Origin of the sequence: Megasphaera intestinihominis, from assembly GCF_040096415.1 — a bacterium.
Classification (GTDB): Bacteria; Bacillota; Negativicutes; order Veillonellales; family Megasphaeraceae; genus Megasphaera; species Megasphaera intestinihominis.
Map to the genome: position 1 here is coordinate 1 of NZ_JBBMEU010000024.1, position 18,779 is coordinate 18,779.

Consider the following 18,779-nt stretch of genomic DNA (forward strand, 5'->3'; position numbering starts at 1 on the left):
TAGACCGCTACATTGTACAGGTTATTGCTGTATTGGCACATCTCCCGGAGCATCGTATAGTCTTGTTTCGCCAAGCCACGGATGACATTCGATTGCGTCAAGTACATCTGGGATTCACCTCCTCTGTCATCTTTCATTATACCCTAGCCGAGGTGAAAAGGCTAAGACAGAAAAGACATAGGGTGGATTTTGCAGGCATCGAACCTGCGAAATCCATTGCCATTCATCCCCTACCTAAGAGGAAGGAGTCTTCTGGCAAAACTGGGATAAAGAGGTTACTTCAATATCTTGTTATTGTAGCGCCGGATGTAGACGATATATTGCCCTTTCGCGTCTTTCTGGCCGTCAAAGGCGACAGTGATCGACACGTCATCCTGGGTCCATTCGACTTCTTTATCACTCTGTTTGACTGGGAAGTTTTCCATATTGGAATAAATCGTCGCTACCAGGCGGGAATAAATGCTCTTGGCTGTCGCCTTGTCAGTCGTCTTAAAGTAATTATCGAAAGCCAGGACCTTGCCCTTGGCCGACGTATCGGCCGAGAAGATTTCGATGCCTTCCGTAACGGATACGTTCTTGACGACCGACGTCCGTTCAGCCCGTTCCGTAAAGGATACCGTGCTGCCGTAGAAAGTCCAGTCGGGCAGGATGGAGAAATTGGCATCGAAATCAGCCCGGGGCATACCGAGATAGACCGTCTGATACGCCGTGAGCGGGCTTTCGGCGATTTCATCGACAGACTGGTTGTAGTCAAAAGCACCGGCCGGGGTCGCCAATGCCGCCCATAACAGGGTTGCTGCCATTAATTTTTTACAGGTCATGAGAATTCCTCCTTTACAGGAATGGCGTCAAGATCAAGCTGAACAAGGCGAAGACCAGACGCTGCAAGGGAATGAGGATATACGTGAAAAAAGGCGTCATCATCAGGGCGATGAGGATGAGGAAGCTGTAGCGTTCGAGGCTGGCCAGCTTATAGTTCCACGACGTCGGCAGGAAACACATGAGGACCCGCGAGCCGTCGAGAGGCGGCAAGGGAATCATGTTGAAGATGGCAAAGTTGACGTTGTACAAGACGATGAGGTGAAGGACCATGGGCAGGGCCGTCGTCGTAAAGAGATGGAGCTTGACAAAGATGACTTCAATGACCAAGGCGACGAAAGCCGTGATCAGGTTGGACACGGGACCAGCCAGGGATACACAGATTTCCCCTTTCCGCCAGTTCCGGAAATTGCCGACTTGGATCGTAACCGGCTTGGCCCAGCCGAACTGGGCGACGAGCAGCATGATCAGGCCGACCGGGTCGATATGAGCCACGGGGTTCAACGTAAGGCGCCCCATCAGACGCGGCGTATCATCGCCCATCCAGTCTGCCACCTGGGCATGGGCGTATTCATGGATGACCATGGCGATGAGCAGGCCGGGAATCCCGGCAATAATAGAAAGTATATTAAAATCGAACATAGAATTCTCCTTTCGTTAATATTTCTATTATACGGTATCTAGGAGAAGATAACAAGATGTGGCTAGGGGCTAGGGATTAGGGGCTAGGGGCTAGGGGTCAGGGGTTAGCCGCTGACTGCTGAGTGCTAAAAAAGGCGCTGTCTTCATGCGACAGCGCCTTTTTTCACCGCTTCCGGTATTCATATTCTACGTTTTGTTCGACGATGGCCGCTTTTTCTTCGATTTCGCGGATTTCGTTGATCATCTTCGTCACGAAGGTTTCATCCTTGATGGATTTCAGGTTGATGCGGACGCTGTAAAAAGCCGAGCGCATGGCTGCCCTGGCGTTCATGGTGGCAATGACGCCGTCCGTGATGACCCAGGCGTTGCCGTAGCGGACGACTTGTTCCGCCAGCTGGAGGAGGACGAAGATGTCCTTGCCCAGTTCAAAGGGCGACAGGGCCGCATCCTTGAAGGCCTGCTGGACCTTGGCCGCCCGGTCCGGCGTATCCTTGGGCAGGCGGACGGCGCGGATGACGCCATCGAAGGCCGCCGCGTCTTCAGCGATGCCGTCGAGGTAACGCTGGCGAAGGCCGTGAGCCTTATCGCGGATGGATACCATGAGTTTCTCGATTTCATCGTAGCCCTTCTTGCCGATGGTCAGGTTGGCGACCATCTCTACGAGCGCTGCTGCCGAAGCAGCGGTCATAGCGGCGATGCCGCCGCCGCCGGGAACGGGTTCCTTGGAAGCCGTGACTTCCAGGAGCCCGTCGAGGGGCATGGATTGGAATTGTGCAAAATCCATCTTAGAACAATCCCGTAATGATGCCATTTTCGTCGATGTCCATGCGGTTGGCAGCCGGTACTTTCGGCAGGCCCGGCATGGTCATGATATTGCTCGTCTGGCAGACGATGAAGCCCGCACCGGTGCAGACGCGGACGTCTTTGACCGTGACTTTGAAGCCCTTCGGTGCCCCCAGGAGCGCCGGGTTATCGGACAGGGAATACTGCGTCTTGGCCACGCAAATCGGCATTTTATCGAGGCCAAAGGCTTCCAGTTCCTTGATCTGTTTCTGAGCGTTGCCTTCAAAGAGGACGCCGTCGCCGCCGTAGACTTTCTTGACGATAGTTTCCAGTTTTTCAGGAATCGAAGCGTTGACGTCGTAGAGCGGTTTGTACGGGGTCTTCGGCTGCTGCAGCAGTTTCAGGACTTTTTCGCCCATTTCGACGCCGCCTTTGCCGCCTTCGGCCCAGCAGTTGTTGAGGGCGACTTCGACGCCGTAATCTTCGCAGAGTTTCCGCAGCGTAGCGATTTCTTCATCTGTATCGCTGATGAATTTATTGATGCCTACGACGACGGGGACGTCGAAGAGGCGCATATTTTCGATGTGTTTGGCCAGGTTGGCAAAGCCCTTCTTCAAGGCTTCGACATTTTCTTCCTGCAAGTTCTTCTTGTCGACGCCGCCGTGCATCTTCAGGGCACGGACGGTCGCGACGATGACGACAGCATCGGGTTTGATGCCGGCGAAACGGCATTTGATGTCCATGAATTTTTCAGCACCCAGGTCGGCACCGAAACCAGCTTCCGTAACGGCGATATCGCCCATCTTCATAGCCAGTTTGGTTGCGACGACAGAGTTGCAGCCGTGGGCGATGTTAGCGAAGGGACCGCCGTGGACCAAGGCCGGCGTATGTTCGATGGTCTGGACCAAATTCGGCTTGATGGCATCTTTCATGAGGATGGCCATGGCGCCTTCGACGCCGAGCTGACGGGCTTTGACCAGATTGCCGTCCAGGTCATAGGCCACGGTGATGTCGCCCATGCGCTTCTTGAGGTCCATGAGGTCGCTGGCCAGGCAGAGGGCTGCCATGATTTCCGAAGCGACAGTGATCATGAAATGGTCTTCCCGCGGGAAACCGCAGACTTTGCCGCCCATGCCGACGACGACGTTGCGCAAAGCCCGGTCGTTCATATCCATGACGCGTTTCCAGATGATGCGGCGCACATCGATGCGCAGGGCGTTGCCCTGGTGGACGTGGTTGTCGATGGCTGCGGCCAAGAGGTTATTGGCTGCCGTAATGGCGTGCATGTCACCGGTGAAGTGCAGGTTGATGTCTTCCATGGGCAGGACCTGGGAATAGCCGCCGCCAGCAGCACCGCCTTTGATGCCGAAGACCGGCCCCAGGGACGGTTCGCGCAGGGCGACGACAGCCTTATGGCCCATGTAGTTCAGTGCCTGGGCCAGGCCGATAGTGGTCAAGGTCTTACCTTCGCCAGCCGGTGTCGGCGTGATGGCCGTGACCAGGACCAGTTTCCCGTCTTCATTCTTCGACAGGCGCTTGATGGCGTCAAAAGAAATCTTTGCTTTATATTTTCCGTAGAGTTCCAAGTCATCATCGGTGAGGCCGACTTGTTTTGCAATGGCCGTAATCGGTTCCAATTTCGTCTGCTGTGCAATTTCGATATCGCTCAATACCTTTGCCATAGTAGTTGTCACTCCTGTTCTTTTCTTTGCATAAAAAAAGCCGCTCCGCTGGAAGGTTGCCCAGACGGTCGGCTTCAAGAAATCATGCTCCCCGTGGTAACTCCACTTCCGTCAGTCACATGATTATGGCTTCATTATACAAAAAAAGAACCCTCTGGTCAAGGGTTCTTTTTCAGGACATCTTACTGGATCACGCTGGTATCGAGGTGTTCAAAGCCCGTGAGCAGGCCTTTCACCTGATTGGCGATCTGCTGACAGCCGCCTTTTTCCCTGCTTTCGATGTTCAGCGGCATGTTCGGGTCGTGGAGGGACATGCGCAGCAGGGCCCAGCCGTTAGGGAATACGAGACGCACGCCTTCATAGGACGGCTTGGCGATGGCGATGCCCGCTTGAGCGGCCCGTTCTTCAAACTGTTTAAGTACGTCAGCGCCGTAGGCCTGGACGTCGTCTGTGCCGGTGATTTTCAGGCGGAATTCGACGCCTTCCGCAGGATGGCCCAATTTGGCAATGAGGTCGCCGAGCTGTTTGCCTTCCTTCTTGGCTTTCGTCGCAGCGATGAGCAGTTTGACGGCCAGGTACGCGCCGTCGTCGAGGTAGTAGTTTTCACTCAGCGCGCCGTGCCCGGATGTTTCGATGGCCAGCGGCGAAACGGTGCCGGCCTTGTTGAGGCGGATACATTCGTCGATGACATTCTTATAGCCCCGCATATAGCGGTGATGGACCAGATGGAGTTCATCTTGGAGGAACGTCGTCAATTCGTCGGATGTGACCGAGTCGGTGACGATAGTGCTGCCGGGATAATCAGGCGCCAAGATGGCGGCCATCATGGCGATGAGGGCGTTGCGGTTGATTTCTTCCCCATCGGGCAGGACGGCGCTCATGCGGTCCACGTCGGTGTCGAAAATGAGGCCCAAGTCGGCTTTGTTGTCGAGGACGGCCTTGCGGATAGAGGCCATGGCATCGGCATTTTCCGGGTTGGGGATATGGTTGGGGAACATGCCATCCGGTTCGAGGAACTGGCTGCCCGTCGTATCGGCGCCGAGTTCCGCCAGGACCTTAGTGGCAAAGAAACCGCCGCTGCCGTTGCCGGCGTCGATGACGATGTGCATCCCTTCCAGAGGACGGTCGTACATGCCGGAACAGAGGCCGGCACAGATCTTACGGCGCAGGTGCAGGGCGTAGAGGTCGATCAGATCCAGCGAGGCAATGGCTGCCGATGATACGGCCATGGCCGACAGGCCCGAAGCCAGGGTCAGGACTTCTTTGACTTCGCTCTTTTCCAGGCCGCCGTCGACGGTAAAGAATTTCAGGCCATTGCGGTTATAGGGCAAATGGCTGGCCGTAATCATGATGGAGCCATCCATGTGGGTATCTTCAAAAATAATGGACATGAACATGGCCGGCGTCGAAGCCAGGCCGCAGTCCGTGACGTGGACGCCCTGACCGAGGAGGCCGCCGAATACGGCTTCTTTCATCATGCCCGCCGACACGCGGGAATCGTGTCCGACGGCAATGCGCAGGTCACTCGTCTGTTTATTCAGCTTCTTGGCTAAAAACTTGGCAAATCCAGCGGCAATGCGGTTGACCGCTTCCGGGACCAAGGTGACGTCTTCACCGGGAACGCCGGCGATGGCGACGCCGCGGACGTCACTGCCATTCTGTAATTTCATCATCGCTTCTGTAGTTATCATGTAGGGATGTTTCCTTTCTTCGATTTAGCGGACAGCGTCCGCTGCCTCTTATCATACTGAAAATCAGGCCAAAAGGCAAGCGTCGACAATGGCTTCTGCCGTCAGGCCGTACTCTTTCAAGAGGTCTCCGGCCTTGCCGGATTCACCGAAACAATCCTGGATGCCGACGTAAGCCTGGCGCGTCGGACAGCGGCGCGACAAGGTTTCTGCCACGGCGCCGCCCAGGCCGCCGATGACGCTGTGTTCTTCGGCAGTGACGACGAAGCCCGTCTTCCTGGCTGCAGCGACGACCAGGTCTTCGTCGAGCGGTTTGATGGCGGCCATGTCGATGACCATGACCTGACAGCCCCGATTGGCCAGGATATCGGCTGCTTTCAGGGCTTCCTGGACCATGAGGCCCGTAGCGATGACGGCAGCATCACAGCCGTCGCGCAGGACTGTCCCCTTCCCCCACTGGAAGGGACAGCCAGATTGATAGACGTCGTCGACTTTGGCCCGGCCCATGCGCACGTAGACCGGCCCGTCATGAGCGACAGCCGCCCGGATGACAGCTTCCGTTTCGGCGCCGTCAGCCGGACAGACGACGGTCATATTCGGCAGACTGCGCATGATGGCCATGTCTTCAACGGACTGATGGGTCGCCCCGTCTTCGCCGACACTGAGGCCGGCGTGGGTCGCACAGATCTTGACGTTGAGCTTTGGCAGGCAGATGGAGTTGCGAATCTGTTCAAAGGCCCGACCCGTGCCGAAGACGGCAAAAGTGCTGGCCAGGGGAATCTTGCCGCAAGCGGCGAAGCCCGCCGCCGTGCCCATCATATCCTGTTCCGAAATGCCCATATCGAAATAGCGTTCCGGTGCTACCTTTTTAAAAGCAATCGACCGCGTCGACGAACCCAGGTCGGCGTCGAGGACGACAATCCTCGGATTTTTATACAATTCCGTTTCTAAGAGATGCCCGTTCACATTCTTCTTTCGTCGGCGCCTTGCCATGCCAGGACACGGCATTTTCCATGAACGATACGCCTTTGCCCTTGACGGTCTGGGCGATGATGACCGTCGGCTTCCCTTTTGCGGCCTGCGCCTGGTGCAGTGCAGCGCCGATGGCGTCGTAATCGTGGCCGTCGATTTCCAGGACGTTCCAGCGGAAGGCCCGGAATTTGTCGGCAATGGACATGACGTCCATGACGTCTTCATTGGACCCGTCGATCTGCAGTCCGTTATGGTCGATGAACAGGGTCAGGTTGTCCAGTTTATACTGAGCTGCCGACATAGCCGCTTCCCAGATCTGGCCTTCTTCGATTTCGCCGTCGCCGGCGATGACGTAGACCCGCCAGTCCGCCCCGTCCAGCTTGGCCGTCATGGCCATGCCGTTGGCAGCAGACAAGCCCTGTCCCAGGGATCCCGTCGTCATGTCGATGCCCGGCGTCGTATTCATGTCGGGATTGCCCTGGAGCATGGCGCCGCACTGGCGCAGGTGCCACAATTCATCTTCCGGGAAAAAGCCCCGTTCGGCCAGCGTCGCATACAGAGCCGGTACGGTATGGCCCTTGGAGAGGACGAAACGGTCCCGGTCCGGCCAGTGAGGCCGCTTGGGATCGATCCGCATGACATCGAAATACAAGACTTGCAGCATATCGACGATGGACAAAGAGCCACCGGGATGACCGGACTGGGCCAGGGTGACCATCTTGACGATATCCTGCCGCACGTGAGCCGCATGACGGCTCAATTCTTTGCTATCCATGAGAAAGCCCCCTTTTGCCTTCCATTATAGCACAAAAGAGGTTGCCCGGCGGCAGCCTCTTTTGTGAGTTTGAAGTTTGCAGTTTGTAGTGGATGGTCATAAACTTGAAACCATCTTCTACAAACTCCGTACTACAAACTATAAAGAGAAATGGGCCTGCATGATGGCAAAAAGCTTCGTGCAACAGTCTCTTTTAAGTGGCTAGTGGTTAGTGGATGGCTTTAGATGTAAATGCCCATTGGCTCTCTTCATAGGAGAGCTGTCAGCACAGCTGACTGAGAGGTTCAACCTCTCCGGCCCTGCGGGCCACCTCTCCTATCAGGAGAGGCTTACGGTCTGCGACCTGCGGCCGCGGCCTTCGCAGTTCAGTTTCTTACGAGCCACGAGCCACGCTCACAACACATACTTCTCGATGGCTTCGGCGACGGCGCCTTCGTTATTGGTGGCGTCGGTGACGACGTCGCAGTATTGGCGGATGACGGGGTTGAGGTTATGGACGCCGACGGAAAGGCCGGCGGCCTTCAGCATGTCGATGTCGTTGATGTTGTCGCCAATGGCCATGGTTTCTTCATGGGCTACACCGAGGATATCCGCCAATTTCCACAGGCCCGCCCCTTTATTGACGCCTTTGTGCATGAATTCGATATAGCGGTTGCTGGAGAAGCTGACCGTAATGTCGTCCAGCAAGGGGCGGATTTCAGCGTGTATCTGCTGTAAATAGTCGTAATCCGTATTGGTCACGATGAGCTTGCAGACTTCTTCTTTGCCGCGGATGAAATCGAGGTCCTCCGCTTCGACAGGCACGTAGCCCATGCGGCCGTGGAGGAAGGCTTCTTCGTCGGGCGTAATATTCGTGATGTAGACGACATCACGCGTATAGATATGCATACATTGACCATAGGTACAGCAGCGGCGGAAAATCCGGTCGGCCAGGTCAAAGGGGATCGGGTCCCAGAAGAGGGAGCGGCTGCCCTTGTTTTCCGTAATATTGGCGCCGTTGAAGCCGATAACATACTGGTCCGCCTGGTCGTAGAGGCCCAGAGTCCTCAGAACGCCTTCGATGGAACGGAAGCCCCGGCCCGTACAGGGCACGAATTTCACGCCTTTGGCAATGGCTGCCGTAATGGCTTCGATATTGCGCCGGCAAATCGTCGCGTCGCTGCTGAGCAGCGTTTCATCCATATCACAAGCAATGATCTTATACTTCATGTCGTCTCCTTTTCTTTCGTAACGGCTGGGGCATAGTGGTCGTAAATCTTCCAGGCTGCCAGTGCTGCCAGACATTCAAAGATCCAGAAGGCGTGCCACACGCCGTCCGGTCCATAAACGCGGCAGAGGAGCCACGCCGCCGGCAGGCTGATGACGACGTAGCGCAACAGGGTGATGGCAAAGGACGGATTGCCCTTCCCCAGCCCTTCCAGGGCGCCAGACGCCGTAATAGACAAGGCCGACGGTACGAATCCCCAGGCAATGATGCCCAGGGCCGACGCACCGGCTGCGATGGTTTCCTCACGGGACGTGAACCAGCCCATGAGGACGTCCGGTACGGCCAGGCAGATGACCAGGCCTGCCGCCATGACCAGGCCGTTGAGGAACAGCGTCGTCCGATAAATGCGGCGCACGCGGCCCAGTTCCCCAGCTCCGTAATTATAGCCGATCAGCGGCCGCACACCTTGAATGATACCATTTGTCGGCATAGAAAGAAAGGTCTGGAGCTTATAATAGACGCCGAGGATGAAAATATACGTCGGCGAAAAAGGCGCCAGGAGATGGTTCAGGGCGACGAGGAAGACCGACGACAGGCCCATGTTGAGGGCCGCCGGGATGCCGATGCCATAGAGCCGTTTATCGAGTTCGATGTCCCAGTGGAGATGGCAGCGGCAAACTTCGACCCGCAGCGGCCGCCAATGGCAGACCACGGCATAAAAGAGGAGGTTCACCGTCTGGCCCAGGCCCGTCGCCCAGGCCGCGCCTTCAATCCCCATGGCCGGAATCGGTCCCAGGCCAAAGATGAGAATCGGGTCGCCGATGATATTGACCAGGCAGCCCAGGGACAAGCCGGCCATGGTGACCTGCATGCGGCCGACGGCCTGGAACATCTTTTCATAGACCAGGTCGACGCTGAGGATCGTAGAAAAGGCAAAGACGATGACGGCATAGCGCAGGCCCAGGTCGATGAGTCCCGCGTCCTGCGTAAAGGCCCGCAAAAAAGACGGCACGGCCCAGATACAGCCTGCCGTCATGACCAGACCATGAATGACAGCCAGGAAGACACCGTGTGTCGCAGCCACGTCGGCCGTCCCCTTCTGGCCGGCGCCGAGGCAGATGGAAATAATGGCATTGAGGCCGACGCCAAAGCCGATGCAGACGGCATTGACGAAGTTCTGCATGGGAAAGACCAGGGACACAGCCGTCATGGCCTGTTCACTGATCATGGCGACGAACAGGCTGTCGACGATATTATAGAGCGAATTGACGATCATCGACACGACGGCCGGCAGGGCCATAGAAGCGATGAGCGGCAAAATCGCCCGTTCTTTCATAAACGATTCGTCCATACGTCACCTTCTGCGGCGGTCGCGCAGCCAGCGCCAGAGGGCAGCAGCGCCTTTGATGACCAGGTAGAAGATGAAGATATTCACTAACAGGCCGAGGATATCGGCACCCCAGCCCAGGGAACCCCAGCCGAAGAGATGGCTGAGCATACTGCCCAGGAACATGCCGCCGGCAAAGAGGCCGATACCGCGCATGACGCTGCCCAGGCGGGACGAAGACGTCGTCCGGCTGGCATTGGCCTGAGCCGTTTCAGCCTTGCGGGCCTGCGTCTGCCCATTCGGTTTCGTATTGCCCAGGCTGGGCGCTTCATTTTTCGTCGTCCCCGTTTTCGGTGTCACATTCTTAGGCGCCGGGGCCGGCAGCGATTTCGGCGCCGATACGCGGGCACCGCCACCACCTTTGGCGGCCTGTACGGAAGACGGGACAGCCGGCAGGGCCAGGGCCGTCCACAAAGCAAAGACACAAACGGCGATAAGAGTCGTTTTTTTCATAAATAGGCTCCTTTATAACAAATTGTGCGACGGATCCGACCCTTTCAAAACGGCCGGTCCCCCATGGGGAAACATGATGTCATATAGATTCAATGTAGATAGATAATCGGCCAGCTTGCCCTGTACCCCGGCCAGGGCTTCGTGGACGTCACAGAAACCATAGCGGTGATGGTACGGGCACTGGAAATCGCCGTCCAGGCAGCTGGTGATCATGTTTTCCCGTTCGTTTTCCCGTTCCATGACGTTAATGATGTCCATGAGGGTAATGCCGTGCAAATCCCGTGTCAGGCGGCATCCGCCCTGGGCGCCGCGGATGATTTCGATGAACCCGGCCCGTTCGAGTTTCTTGGAAATCTTGTAGGCGAACTGCCGGGGGACGAGCTGTTCGTCGCTGATTTCCCGTATATTTTTCAGCTGTAAATCAGCCAGGGATCGTAAAATGCGGATCGCATAGTCTGTTTCTCTGGTAATAATCACGATGTAAGACGCTCCTTCTCATTCTGTATAGATTAAGTCTATTATAACGTGAAATGACGAGAAATGCCAGTCGTAAATGCCTTGCGGTTACCAGAAAAACCCGATATAATAAATAGTGTTTGCATGTTTTAGCTTTAACTACAGATGAGGTGTACTATGTCATTAATCGATGAAGTAAATAATCGCCGTACTTTTGCCATCATCTCCCACCCTGATGCCGGCAAGACGACGTTGACTGAAAAATTACTGCTCTACGGAGGTGCCATCCACCTGGCCGGTTCCGTCAAGGCCCGCAAGACGGCGAAACATGCCGTTTCGGACTGGATGGAAATTGAAAAACAGCGTGGTATCTCCGTCACCAGTTCGGTCCTCCAGTTCGACTACGAAGGCCATCATATCAATATCCTCGACACGCCGGGCCATCAGGACTTCAGTGAAGATACGTACCGGACCCTCATGGCTGCCGACAGCGCCGTCATGCTCATCGACGTCGCCAAAGGCGTCGAAGCCCAGACGAAGAAGCTCTTCCGCGTCTGTAAAGAACGGGGCATCCCCATTTTCACCTTCGTCAACAAGATCGACCACTTCGGCCGCAACCCCTTCGACCTCATGGATGAAATCGAAGACATCCTGGGCATCCACGCCTACCCCATGAACTGGCCTATCGGCCTGAATGGCAACTACCAGGGCATCTACGACCGGGCTTCGTCGTCTATCGAACTCTTTGAAAAAGACACGACCCACGGCCAGCGCAAACTGGCATCGACCAAGGGCTCGGCAGACGACCCGATTTTCAAAGAACTCCTCGACGAAGACGTCCACCAGGGCCTCATCGACGACATCGAGCTCCTCGATGAAGCGGGCGACGAATTCGACATGGAAAAAGTCAAGCGCGGCGAACTGACGCCGATGTTCTTCGGCTCGGCTATGACCAACTTCGGCGTCAAGCCCTTCCTGGAAGAATTCCTGCGCATGGCTCCGAAGCCGCAGCCGCGCAAATGCCTGGAAGGCGTCGTCGAACCGACATCGGACCAGTTCACGTCGTTCGTCTTCAAGATCCAGGCCAACATGAACCCCCAGCATCACGACCGCATCGTCTTCATGCGCATCTGCTCGGGCAAGTTTGAAAAAGGCATGACTGTCACGCACCGCCAGTCCGGCAAGACCCTGCGCCTCATGCAGCCCCAGCAGTTTCTGGCAACGGAACGGACCATCGTCGAAGATGCCTATCCGGGAGACATCATCGGCGTCTTCGATAACGGCACCATGGGCGTCGGCGACACCCTCTATTCGGGCAAGAAGAAAGTCACCTTCAAGGACTTCCCGACCTTCCCGCCGGAACTCTTCGCCCGCATCCGCGCCAAGGATTCGATGAAGCGCAAACAGTTCCTCAAGGGCATGACCCAGCTGGCCCAGGAAGGGGCCGTCCAGATTTATGAAAACCTGGGCTCCATGGAAAGCTACATCGTCGGTGCCGTCGGGCAACTCCAGTTCGAAGTCCTGGAATACCGCCTGAAACACGAATACGGCGTCGACCTGGAAATGAACCGCCTGCCCTACACCGTCGCCCGCTGGATCCAGACCAACGGCCACGACTACAAAGAACTGAAGAACATCGACAGCGCCATGATCGTCAAGGACCATAAACAGCGCGTCGTCCTGCTCATCGCCAACGAATGGCAGACCAACTGGATCGTCGAACGGAACCCGGAATTCACATTCTGCACCACACCGGACCAGTTGAAAATAGAAGAAGAGTAGAAAAAAGGCTTGTCGCGTGCGACAAGCCTTTTCGAATATTAAGTTTGCAGTTTGTAGTTTTTAGTGAATGGTTTTAAATTTAAAGCAATCTTCTGCAAACTATAAACTCTATGCTACAAACTATACCGAGAACGGGTCTACACATGATGGCGTATACCTCTATACATGTATACACGCCCCTCACGCCGTGAGGCAGCACCATTCCGGCAGGGTTACGGTACGGTCGAAGGCCGGGAGCCACTCGCCGCGGGTATGGTCATAGGTCCGGATGAGGATATGGTCTTCATAGAGGTAGAGGGAGTTGGTATAAATCGTATCTTCATCCCAATCGCTGTTGTAGACATTGAGGACGCGGCCTTCATAATAGTTGGCGTCGTCCATGAAGGTCGCATCGGACGGCATCGTATGGGTATGGCCCGATACCCACAGGCGGGCCTGGTGATGGCGGGCCAGGATGGTGCGGATATCCCCTGCCGGCTGGACGGAATTGCGCGGCGACGGCAGGCTGATGCCGGGCCGGCTCGATACGGCCGTCTGTTCCAGCGGCGCGTGGCAGAAGATGATCGTCGGCTGCTGGCGATGGGCGGCCAGGGTCTGGCCCAGCCAGGCCAGCTGCTGATGAGACAATTCGACAGCTAAGTCCAGGTCCCGCCAGTTATTCATTTCCTGCAGCACTCTTTCTTTGGCGGCCATCCGGAGCAGACGTTCTTTCGGCGTGACCAGGTTCTTGCAGGGGTAATGGAAATCACTGATGATGACCAGGCGGGAATAATTCCGCTGAGATGGGGCTTTGGCATTGGCAAATAACGACGCAAACATGGCATTTCCTCCTTCATCCATGAAAAAACAGGCTCTGGCTGTGCAGTTTCAGTATAGCCAGAGCCTGTATTTTTTTTGCAAAAATCAAGGGAAATGTCTGTAAAAGGTCATTTCTTCTGGACGACGGGATAGTCCTGCAGGGCATCGCAGCCTTCTTCGCCGGTCCGGATCTTGACGGCGTTGTCGATGGCCGACACGAAGACCTTGCCGTCGCCGTAATTGCCCGTATAGAGCACCTTCTTCGCCGTTTCGATGATGGTCCGCGGCGACACTTTGGAAACGACCATTTCGACGCGGACCTTGGGCAGGAGCTTGGCCGACACTTTGGCCCCGCGGTAGAATTCAGTCCGTCCCTTTTCGATGCCGAATCCCAGGGCGCGGGTGATGGTCATGCCCGTGATGCCGATGGCTTCCATGGCGTCTTTCAAGGTTTCAAAGCGCTTTTCATCGGTAATGATAGTCACGTTATACAGGGCATGGCCGCCGACCGGCTGGGGACTGGCCATGACCGAATCGGGGATAGCCTGGTCCAAGGGGATTTCTTGGGCCCCTTCCGGCGCTTCCCCGGCCTTCAAGGCTTGCGACAAATCCTCCAAATCGTCGCTGCGGTCCAGTTCGTAAGCCGGTACCAGGCCGTTTTCCTTGAAGTCCAGGCCGTTGATTTCTTCGGCTGCCGAGACGCGCAGGCCTATCGTCGCCTGGAGGATGCGGAAAACCAGGGTCATAGCGACGAAGACGAACAGGGCCATAGCCACGACGCCGGCCAGCTGGACCAGGAACAGACGGATTTCTCCCGTATAGAACAGGCCGTCTTGGACGCTGAACAGGCCCGTCAGGAGGGTCCCCAAGGCACCGCAGCCGCCGTGAGCGGCAATAGCCCCGACCGGGTCGTCGATGCGCAGTTTCTGGTCGATGAATTCGATGAGGAAGACCGTCACGATGCCGGCCAGGGCGCCGATGACAAAGGCCCCAGGCACGCTGACGACATCACAGCCGGCCGTAATAGCCACCAGGGCCGCCAGGCTGCCGTCGAGAGTCATGGATACGTCGGGCTTGCCATAGCGGATCCATGTCGTCACCATGGCCGTCGTCGTCCCGGCAGCGGCGGCGATATTGGTCGTAAAGAAGATAGACGCGGCTTTTAGGATGGTCTGTTCTCCCGTCAGGGACAGGGTCTGGCCGCCATTGAAGCCGAACCAGCCGAACCATAAGATGAACATGCCCAGACAAGCCAGGGGCAGGCTGTGGCCGGGAATGGCATTGACCGAGCCATCGTCATTATATTTGCCGATGCGCGGCCCCAGGGCCTTGGCCCCGGTCAGGGCGCAGATGCCGCCGGTCAGGCTGACGACAGAAGCGCCGGCGAAGTCATGGAAGCCCAGGGCTGCCAGCCAGCCGCCGCCCCAGGACCAGTGCCCGACGATGGGATAGATGAGCAGACTGATGAGGATCGTAATCAGACAGGATGACGAAAATTTCGTCCGTTCAGCCATAGCGCCGGACACGATGGCCGCCGTCACGGCACAGAGAACGGTCTGGAAGAGCAAAAAGGCCAAATCCGGATAAGGCGTCCCGGCCATGAGGTCCATATGCTGGGCGAAGAAATCGGGCATGCCGATGAATCCGCCTATGTCGCGGCCAAAGAGCAGGCTGAAGCCGACGATCCAGAAGGCCAGGGTCCCGAGGGAAAAGTTCATGAAATTCTTCATGACGATATTGCCGGCATTCTTGCCCCGCGTCAGGCCGGCTTCGAGCATGGCGAAACCGGGCTGCATGAAGAAGACCAGGACGGCCGCCATGAGGATCCACAAGGTATCGACCGATGAATAACTCATTGCGCTCCCCCCTCTTCTTCGGGATAGGTCAGGCCCCACTGCTGGCGGATGGCCGTCATGAGGTCCATGACATCTTTCGTATAAGCCTGGCACATGCCCTGGCCGCCGTGGGCCACGGCGTCTTCCATGTCCCGGATTTCGTACTGCAAGGCCTTGGACTGACTGCCGGCCTGCAGGACATCCTGATGGCCGTCGGCCGTATAGGTGATGGTCGCCGTATCGGCCCGGGGATAGTCGTAGATTTCGATATATCCCTTATCGAAGGCGGCCATGCCCCGTTTCGGCTGCTTGGCATGGAGCGATAAGGAAAGCGTCGCCATCTCCCCTTCCCGGTTCTGCAAGAGGATACCTGCCTGCTCGTCGACACCGGTCGGTGCCAGGCGGACCTGGGACGCGATCTGGTCGGGCTGACAGCTCATGAAATAGCGGACGAAGGACAGCGCATAGACGCCGATATCGAGGAGGGCACCACCGGCCAGGGAGCGGTTGAAGAAGCGGTTGTTCATATCGTACTCTTTATAACTGCCGAAATTCATCTGAATGAAACGCAGCGGCCCCAGGGCGCCGGAACGGATGAGTTCAGCGAGCTGTTTGTAAATAGGCATATGATATAAGGTCATGGCTTCGGCCAGGACGACGCCGTGTTCATCAGCACAGCGCCGGGCCTGGTCCAGTTCCAGGCTGTTAAGGGTAATGGATTTTTCGCAGAGCACGTGTTTGCCCGCTGCCAGCGCCGGCAGCAGATAACGGATATGCGTATTATGAGGCGTCAAAATATAGACGATATCGACGTCGGGATCCGAAAAGATATCCTCTGGCTTGTCGTAGACCTTGGCGATGCCGTATTTTTCAGCAAAAGACAAGGCCTTTTCATGGGTCCGGTTGCCGACACTGTACAAATTCCCGCCCAGGGCCTGCATAGCCTGGGCCAGTTCATTGCCGATGACGCCGCAGCCCAAAGTCGCCCAACGATATGCTGGCATAATGATTCCCCCTTTTACGATAACAGGCGGCTGACGAGCTTGACACAGTCTGCCGCATCTTTGGAATAGCCATCGGCACCGATTTCATCGGAGAAACTCGGCGTAACGGCTGCGCCGCCGATGATAATCTTGCCGCCATACTGTTTATCCGCCGCTTCGGCGATGACATCTTTCATGTGCATCATCGTCGTCGTCATCAAGGCCGACAAGCCGACGACAGATGCCTTTTCGCGCAGCGCCGTCTCGATGATGGTGCCGGCCGGCACATCCTTGCCCAGGTCGATGACCTTATAGCCGTAGTTGCGCAGCATGAGGCCGACCAGGTTCTTACCGATATCGTGGACGTCGCCTTCGACGGTGGCAATGACGATGGTCGCCATGTCCTGCTGGCCCGGGTCTTTCTTGATGAGCGGTTCCAAATAGGCAATGGCCGTTTCCATCGTATTGGCACTGGCAATGAGCTGGGGCAGGAAGTAAATCTGTTTATCGTATAAATCGCCGACCTCAGTGATGGCCGGAATGAGCAGGTCGTTGATGATGGCATCCGGTGCCATACCCTTGGCCAGTTCTTCCTGAGCCAAGGCGACGACGGCGTCCTTTTCCCCTTCCAGGACAGCCTGGTAGACCGGATTGACCGGCCCTTGCTCAGCGTCTTGGGACTCCCCCGCCGTTTCGACAGCCCCAGCCGTACCGTGGCTGGCCAGGAGTTCTGCTTCTTCCTGCCGTTTTCTTTCGGCTTCTTTCTTGTCGAAATACTGCATGCGGTGGATGTAGGCCAAATCGCTGCCCTCTTTATTCATGAGCATATTGGCCGCTGCTGCCGTATTCATGAGCAAATCCTGGGACGGATTGGCAATGGCCATGGTCAGGCCGCTGGCAATGGCCATGCCCAAGAAGGTGGCGTTGACATAGATCCGGTCCGGCAGGCCGAAGGAGATGTTGGACAGGCCGCAGACCGTAGCCAGTCCCAGGTCCTGCTTGCAGTGAGAAAACGTGGCCATGCAGTCCAGGGCCGACGTCGGCGCAGCCCCGACCGTCGCTACCAGGGCGTCGACGACGACATCTTCCGGCGAAAAGCCGTGGTCATAGGCATCGGCCAGGAGCTCGTCGAGGACGGCATGTTTTTCTTCGAGGGTCTTGGGGATACCGTTATCCGAAACAGGCAGGGCGATGAACATGGCGCCGTACTTTTTGACGACAGGTAGGAGTTTCTTTCGCTTTTCCGTTTCACAGGAAATGGAATTGACCAGGGCCCGGCCGGGATAGATGCGCAGGGCCGCTTCCATGATGTCCGGTGAGCTCGTGTCGATGCTGAGGGGCAGGCCCGATACGCCTGTCACTTCGTAAATGGCCTTGAGCATCATTTCTTTTTCATCGATGCCGTTGGTCCCCATGTTGACGTCGAGGATAGACGCGCCGTTGCGTTCCTGTTCGCGGGCCATGGCGCGGACCATGTCCAGCTTGCCCGCCCGCAGTTCAGCCTGGAGCTTCTTCTTGCCCGTCGGATTGATGCGTTCGCCAATGACCTGGAAAGAGCCGTCGAGCTTGATTTCTACGACCTGCCGTTCCGAGGCCAGGACGCGGTGATGGCTGGCATGCGGCGCTTTCGGCGTCAGCCGGCAGACAGCCTCGTGAAGGGCCCGGATATGGTCCGGCGTCGTGCCGCAGCAGCCGCCGACGATATGGGCACCGGCTTCGATGAGCAGCCGGCCGTCCTGGGCGAATTCTTCCGGCGTCGTCTTATAGACCGTCTTGTCACCATCCAATTCCGGCAAACCGGCATTGGGCTTGGCAATGAGGGGAATCGTCGCATATTCATACATCTTCCGGACCGTTTCCACCATGTCGGCCGGTCCTGTCGAGCAGTTCAGGCCGACGGCATCGACACCGAGGTTCTGCAAGACGACGACAGCCGCTTCCGGCGGCGTCCCATAGAGGGTACGGCCGTCTTTTTCAAAGGTCAGCGTCGCCATGATGGGCAGGTCGCAGACCTCCTTGATAGCCAGGACACAAGCCCGCGTTTCCTGGAGGCTCATCATGGTTTCGACGATGAACAGGTCGACACCGGCATCGTACAAGGCCTGGGCCTGTTCGCGATAGACGTCGACGAGACCGTCAAAGGTCAGTTCACCCATAGGATAGAGCTGCTGGCCCGTCATGGTCATGTCGCCGGCAACCAGGGCCTTCCCCTGGGCCGCTTCTTTGGAGATAGCAACCAAGCCCTGATTGATGGCGACGAGCTGGTCATCGAGGCCGTATTCGGCCAATTTGAGCCGGTTCCCCGTAAAGGTCGGCGCATAGAGGATCTGCGAGCCCGCTTCGACGAAACGGCGCTGCAAATCGATCATGACGTCGCGGTTCTCTAAGATCCATTGTTCCGGGCAGACGCCGATAGGCATGCCCGCCTGTTGCAGGTTCGTCCCCGTCGCCCCGTCGAGCAGGACAACACCGCCCTGTAGAAGTTGTTGAAATGCTTCGTTAGTCAATCTAAGTCCC

16 protein-coding genes and 1 riboswitch are annotated in these 18,779 nt (G+C 56.8%); of the genes, 1 reads left to right on the forward strand and 15 read right to left on the reverse strand.

Annotated elements, in window-relative coordinates; translation table 11 throughout:
• Positions 1–275: 275 nt before the first annotated feature.
• The 11 genes from WMO23_RS05255 to WMO23_RS05305 form a co-directional block, all read right to left on the reverse strand.
• Positions 276–821, reverse strand: coding sequence for a hypothetical protein (locus WMO23_RS05255; protein WP_020311878.1), 546 nt, complete (start codon positions 819–821; stop codon positions 276–278).
• 13 nt (positions 822–834) lie between these two features.
• Positions 835–1,461, reverse strand: coding sequence for a site-2 protease family protein (locus tag WMO23_RS05260; RefSeq protein ID WP_020311877.1), 627 nt, complete (start codon positions 1,459–1,461; stop codon positions 835–837).
• A 163-nt stretch (positions 1,462–1,624) separates the two neighbouring features.
• Complete coding sequence (locus WMO23_RS05265) at positions 1,625–2,245, reverse strand: cyclodeaminase/cyclohydrolase family protein (RefSeq protein ID WP_020311065.1); 621 nt, start codon at positions 2,243–2,245, stop codon at positions 1,625–1,627.
• 1 nt (position 2,246) lies between these two features.
• On the reverse strand, positions 2,247–3,926 hold the full coding sequence (locus WMO23_RS05270) for a formate--tetrahydrofolate ligase (RefSeq protein ID WP_020311066.1): 1,680 nt from the start codon (positions 3,924–3,926) through the stop codon (positions 2,247–2,249).
• Between the two features lie 51 nt (positions 3,927–3,977).
• Positions 3,978–4,055: riboswitch (ZMP/ZTP riboswitch) on the reverse strand.
• Positions 4,056–4,108: 53 nt separating this feature from the next.
• On the reverse strand, positions 4,109–5,617 hold the full coding sequence (locus WMO23_RS05275) for a phosphohexomutase domain-containing protein (protein WP_036201137.1): 1,509 nt from the start codon (positions 5,615–5,617) through the stop codon (positions 4,109–4,111).
• Positions 5,618–5,680: 63 nt separating this feature from the next.
• Positions 5,681–6,607, reverse strand: a complete 927-nt coding sequence (locus WMO23_RS05280) for a transketolase family protein (protein ID WP_349173402.1) — start codon at positions 6,605–6,607, stop codon at positions 5,681–5,683.
• Positions 6,546–7,361 (reverse strand): transketolase, encoded by an 816-nt coding sequence (locus tag WMO23_RS05285; RefSeq protein ID WP_349173403.1) that lies wholly within the window; start codon positions 7,359–7,361, stop codon positions 6,546–6,548. Before WMO23_RS05285 ends, WMO23_RS05280 begins: the two co-directional genes overlap by 62 nt.
• A gap of 393 nt (positions 7,362–7,754) precedes the next feature.
• Entirely contained in the window at positions 7,755–8,570 is an 816-nt protein-coding gene (locus WMO23_RS05290) for a Cof-type HAD-IIB family hydrolase (RefSeq protein ID WP_292107830.1), read from the reverse strand.
• Positions 8,567–9,919: an MATE family efflux transporter gene (locus tag WMO23_RS05295; protein WP_020311071.1), complete on the reverse strand. Its 1,353-nt coding sequence runs from the start codon at positions 9,917–9,919 to the stop codon at positions 8,567–8,569. The genes WMO23_RS05290 and WMO23_RS05295 overlap by 4 nt, the downstream gene beginning before the upstream one ends.
• A gap of 3 nt (positions 9,920–9,922) precedes the next feature.
• Complete coding sequence (locus tag WMO23_RS05300) at positions 9,923–10,408, reverse strand: DUF2076 domain-containing protein (RefSeq protein WP_292281822.1); 486 nt, start codon at positions 10,406–10,408, stop codon at positions 9,923–9,925.
• 12 nt (positions 10,409–10,420) lie between these two features.
• A complete protein-coding gene (locus WMO23_RS05305; protein WP_020723801.1) occupies positions 10,421–10,885 on the reverse strand; it encodes an RrF2 family transcriptional regulator in 465 nt (154 codons plus the stop codon).
• Positions 10,886–11,041: 156 nt separating this feature from the next.
• Between WMO23_RS05305 and WMO23_RS05310 the strand changes: the two genes are divergently transcribed.
• The gene (locus WMO23_RS05310; protein WP_020311075.1) at positions 11,042–12,646 is read left to right on the forward strand and encodes a peptide chain release factor 3; all 1,605 of its coding nucleotides are present in this window, start codon (positions 11,042–11,044) and stop codon (positions 12,644–12,646) included.
• Positions 12,647–12,826: 180 nt separating this feature from the next.
• Here the strand turns inward: WMO23_RS05310 and WMO23_RS05315 are convergent, their stop codons facing one another.
• From WMO23_RS05315 to WMO23_RS05330, 4 genes are all read right to left on the reverse strand, one after another.
• Positions 12,827–13,465: a metallophosphoesterase family protein gene (locus WMO23_RS05315; RefSeq protein WP_020311076.1), complete on the reverse strand. Its 639-nt coding sequence runs from the start codon at positions 13,463–13,465 to the stop codon at positions 12,827–12,829.
• A 107-nt stretch (positions 13,466–13,572) separates the two neighbouring features.
• Positions 13,573–15,300: an ammonium transporter gene (locus WMO23_RS05320; protein WP_292108382.1), complete on the reverse strand. Its 1,728-nt coding sequence runs from the start codon at positions 15,298–15,300 to the stop codon at positions 13,573–13,575.
• Positions 15,297–16,283, reverse strand: coding sequence for a Gfo/Idh/MocA family protein (locus WMO23_RS05325; RefSeq protein WP_020311078.1), 987 nt, complete (start codon positions 16,281–16,283; stop codon positions 15,297–15,299). Before WMO23_RS05325 ends, WMO23_RS05320 begins: the two co-directional genes overlap by 4 nt.
• Before the next feature lie 14 nt (positions 16,284–16,297).
• Positions 16,298–18,769 (reverse strand): homocysteine S-methyltransferase family protein, encoded by a 2,472-nt coding sequence (locus tag WMO23_RS05330; protein ID WP_036200743.1) that lies wholly within the window; start codon positions 18,767–18,769, stop codon positions 16,298–16,300.
• Between the last annotated feature and the right edge of the window lie 10 nt (positions 18,770–18,779).

Coding starts and splice junctions, on each gene's coding strand:
- WMO23_RS05255 (WP_020311878.1), bottom strand. CDS start 821: ATGACCTGTAAAAAATTAATGGCAGCAACCCTGTTATGGGCGGCATTG.
- WMO23_RS05260 (WP_020311877.1), bottom strand. CDS start 1,461: ATGTTCGATTTTAATATACTTTCTATTATTGCCGGGATTCCCGGCCTG.
- WMO23_RS05265 (WP_020311065.1), bottom strand. CDS start 2,245: ATGGATTTTGCACAATTCCAATCCATGCCCCTCGACGGGCTCCTGGAA.
- WMO23_RS05270 (WP_020311066.1), bottom strand. CDS start 3,926: ATGGCAAAGGTATTGAGCGATATCGAAATTGCACAGCAGACGAAATTG.
- WMO23_RS05275 (WP_036201137.1), bottom strand. CDS start 5,617: ATGATAACTACAGAAGCGATGATGAAATTACAGAATGGCAGTGACGTC.
- WMO23_RS05280 (WP_349173402.1), bottom strand. CDS start 6,607: ATGGCAAGGCGCCGACGAAAGAAGAATGTGAACGGGCATCTCTTAGAA.
- WMO23_RS05285 (WP_349173403.1), bottom strand. CDS start 7,361: ATGGATAGCAAAGAATTGAGCCGTCATGCGGCTCACGTGCGGCAGGAT.
- WMO23_RS05290 (WP_292107830.1), bottom strand. CDS start 8,570: ATGAAGTATAAGATCATTGCTTGTGATATGGATGAAACGCTGCTCAGC.
- WMO23_RS05295 (WP_020311071.1), bottom strand. CDS start 9,919: ATGGACGAATCGTTTATGAAAGAACGGGCGATTTTGCCGCTCATCGCT.
- WMO23_RS05300 (WP_292281822.1), bottom strand. CDS start 10,408: ATGAAAAAAACGACTCTTATCGCCGTTTGTGTCTTTGCTTTGTGGACG.
- WMO23_RS05310 (WP_020311075.1), top strand. CDS start 11,042: ATGTCATTAATCGATGAAGTAAATAATCGCCGTACTTTTGCCATCATC.
- WMO23_RS05315 (WP_020311076.1), bottom strand. CDS start 13,465: ATGTTTGCGTCGTTATTTGCCAATGCCAAAGCCCCATCTCAGCGGAAT.
- WMO23_RS05320 (WP_292108382.1), bottom strand. CDS start 15,300: ATGAGTTATTCATCGGTCGATACCTTGTGGATCCTCATGGCGGCCGTC.
- WMO23_RS05325 (WP_020311078.1), bottom strand. CDS start 16,283: ATGCCAGCATATCGTTGGGCGACTTTGGGCTGCGGCGTCATCGGCAAT.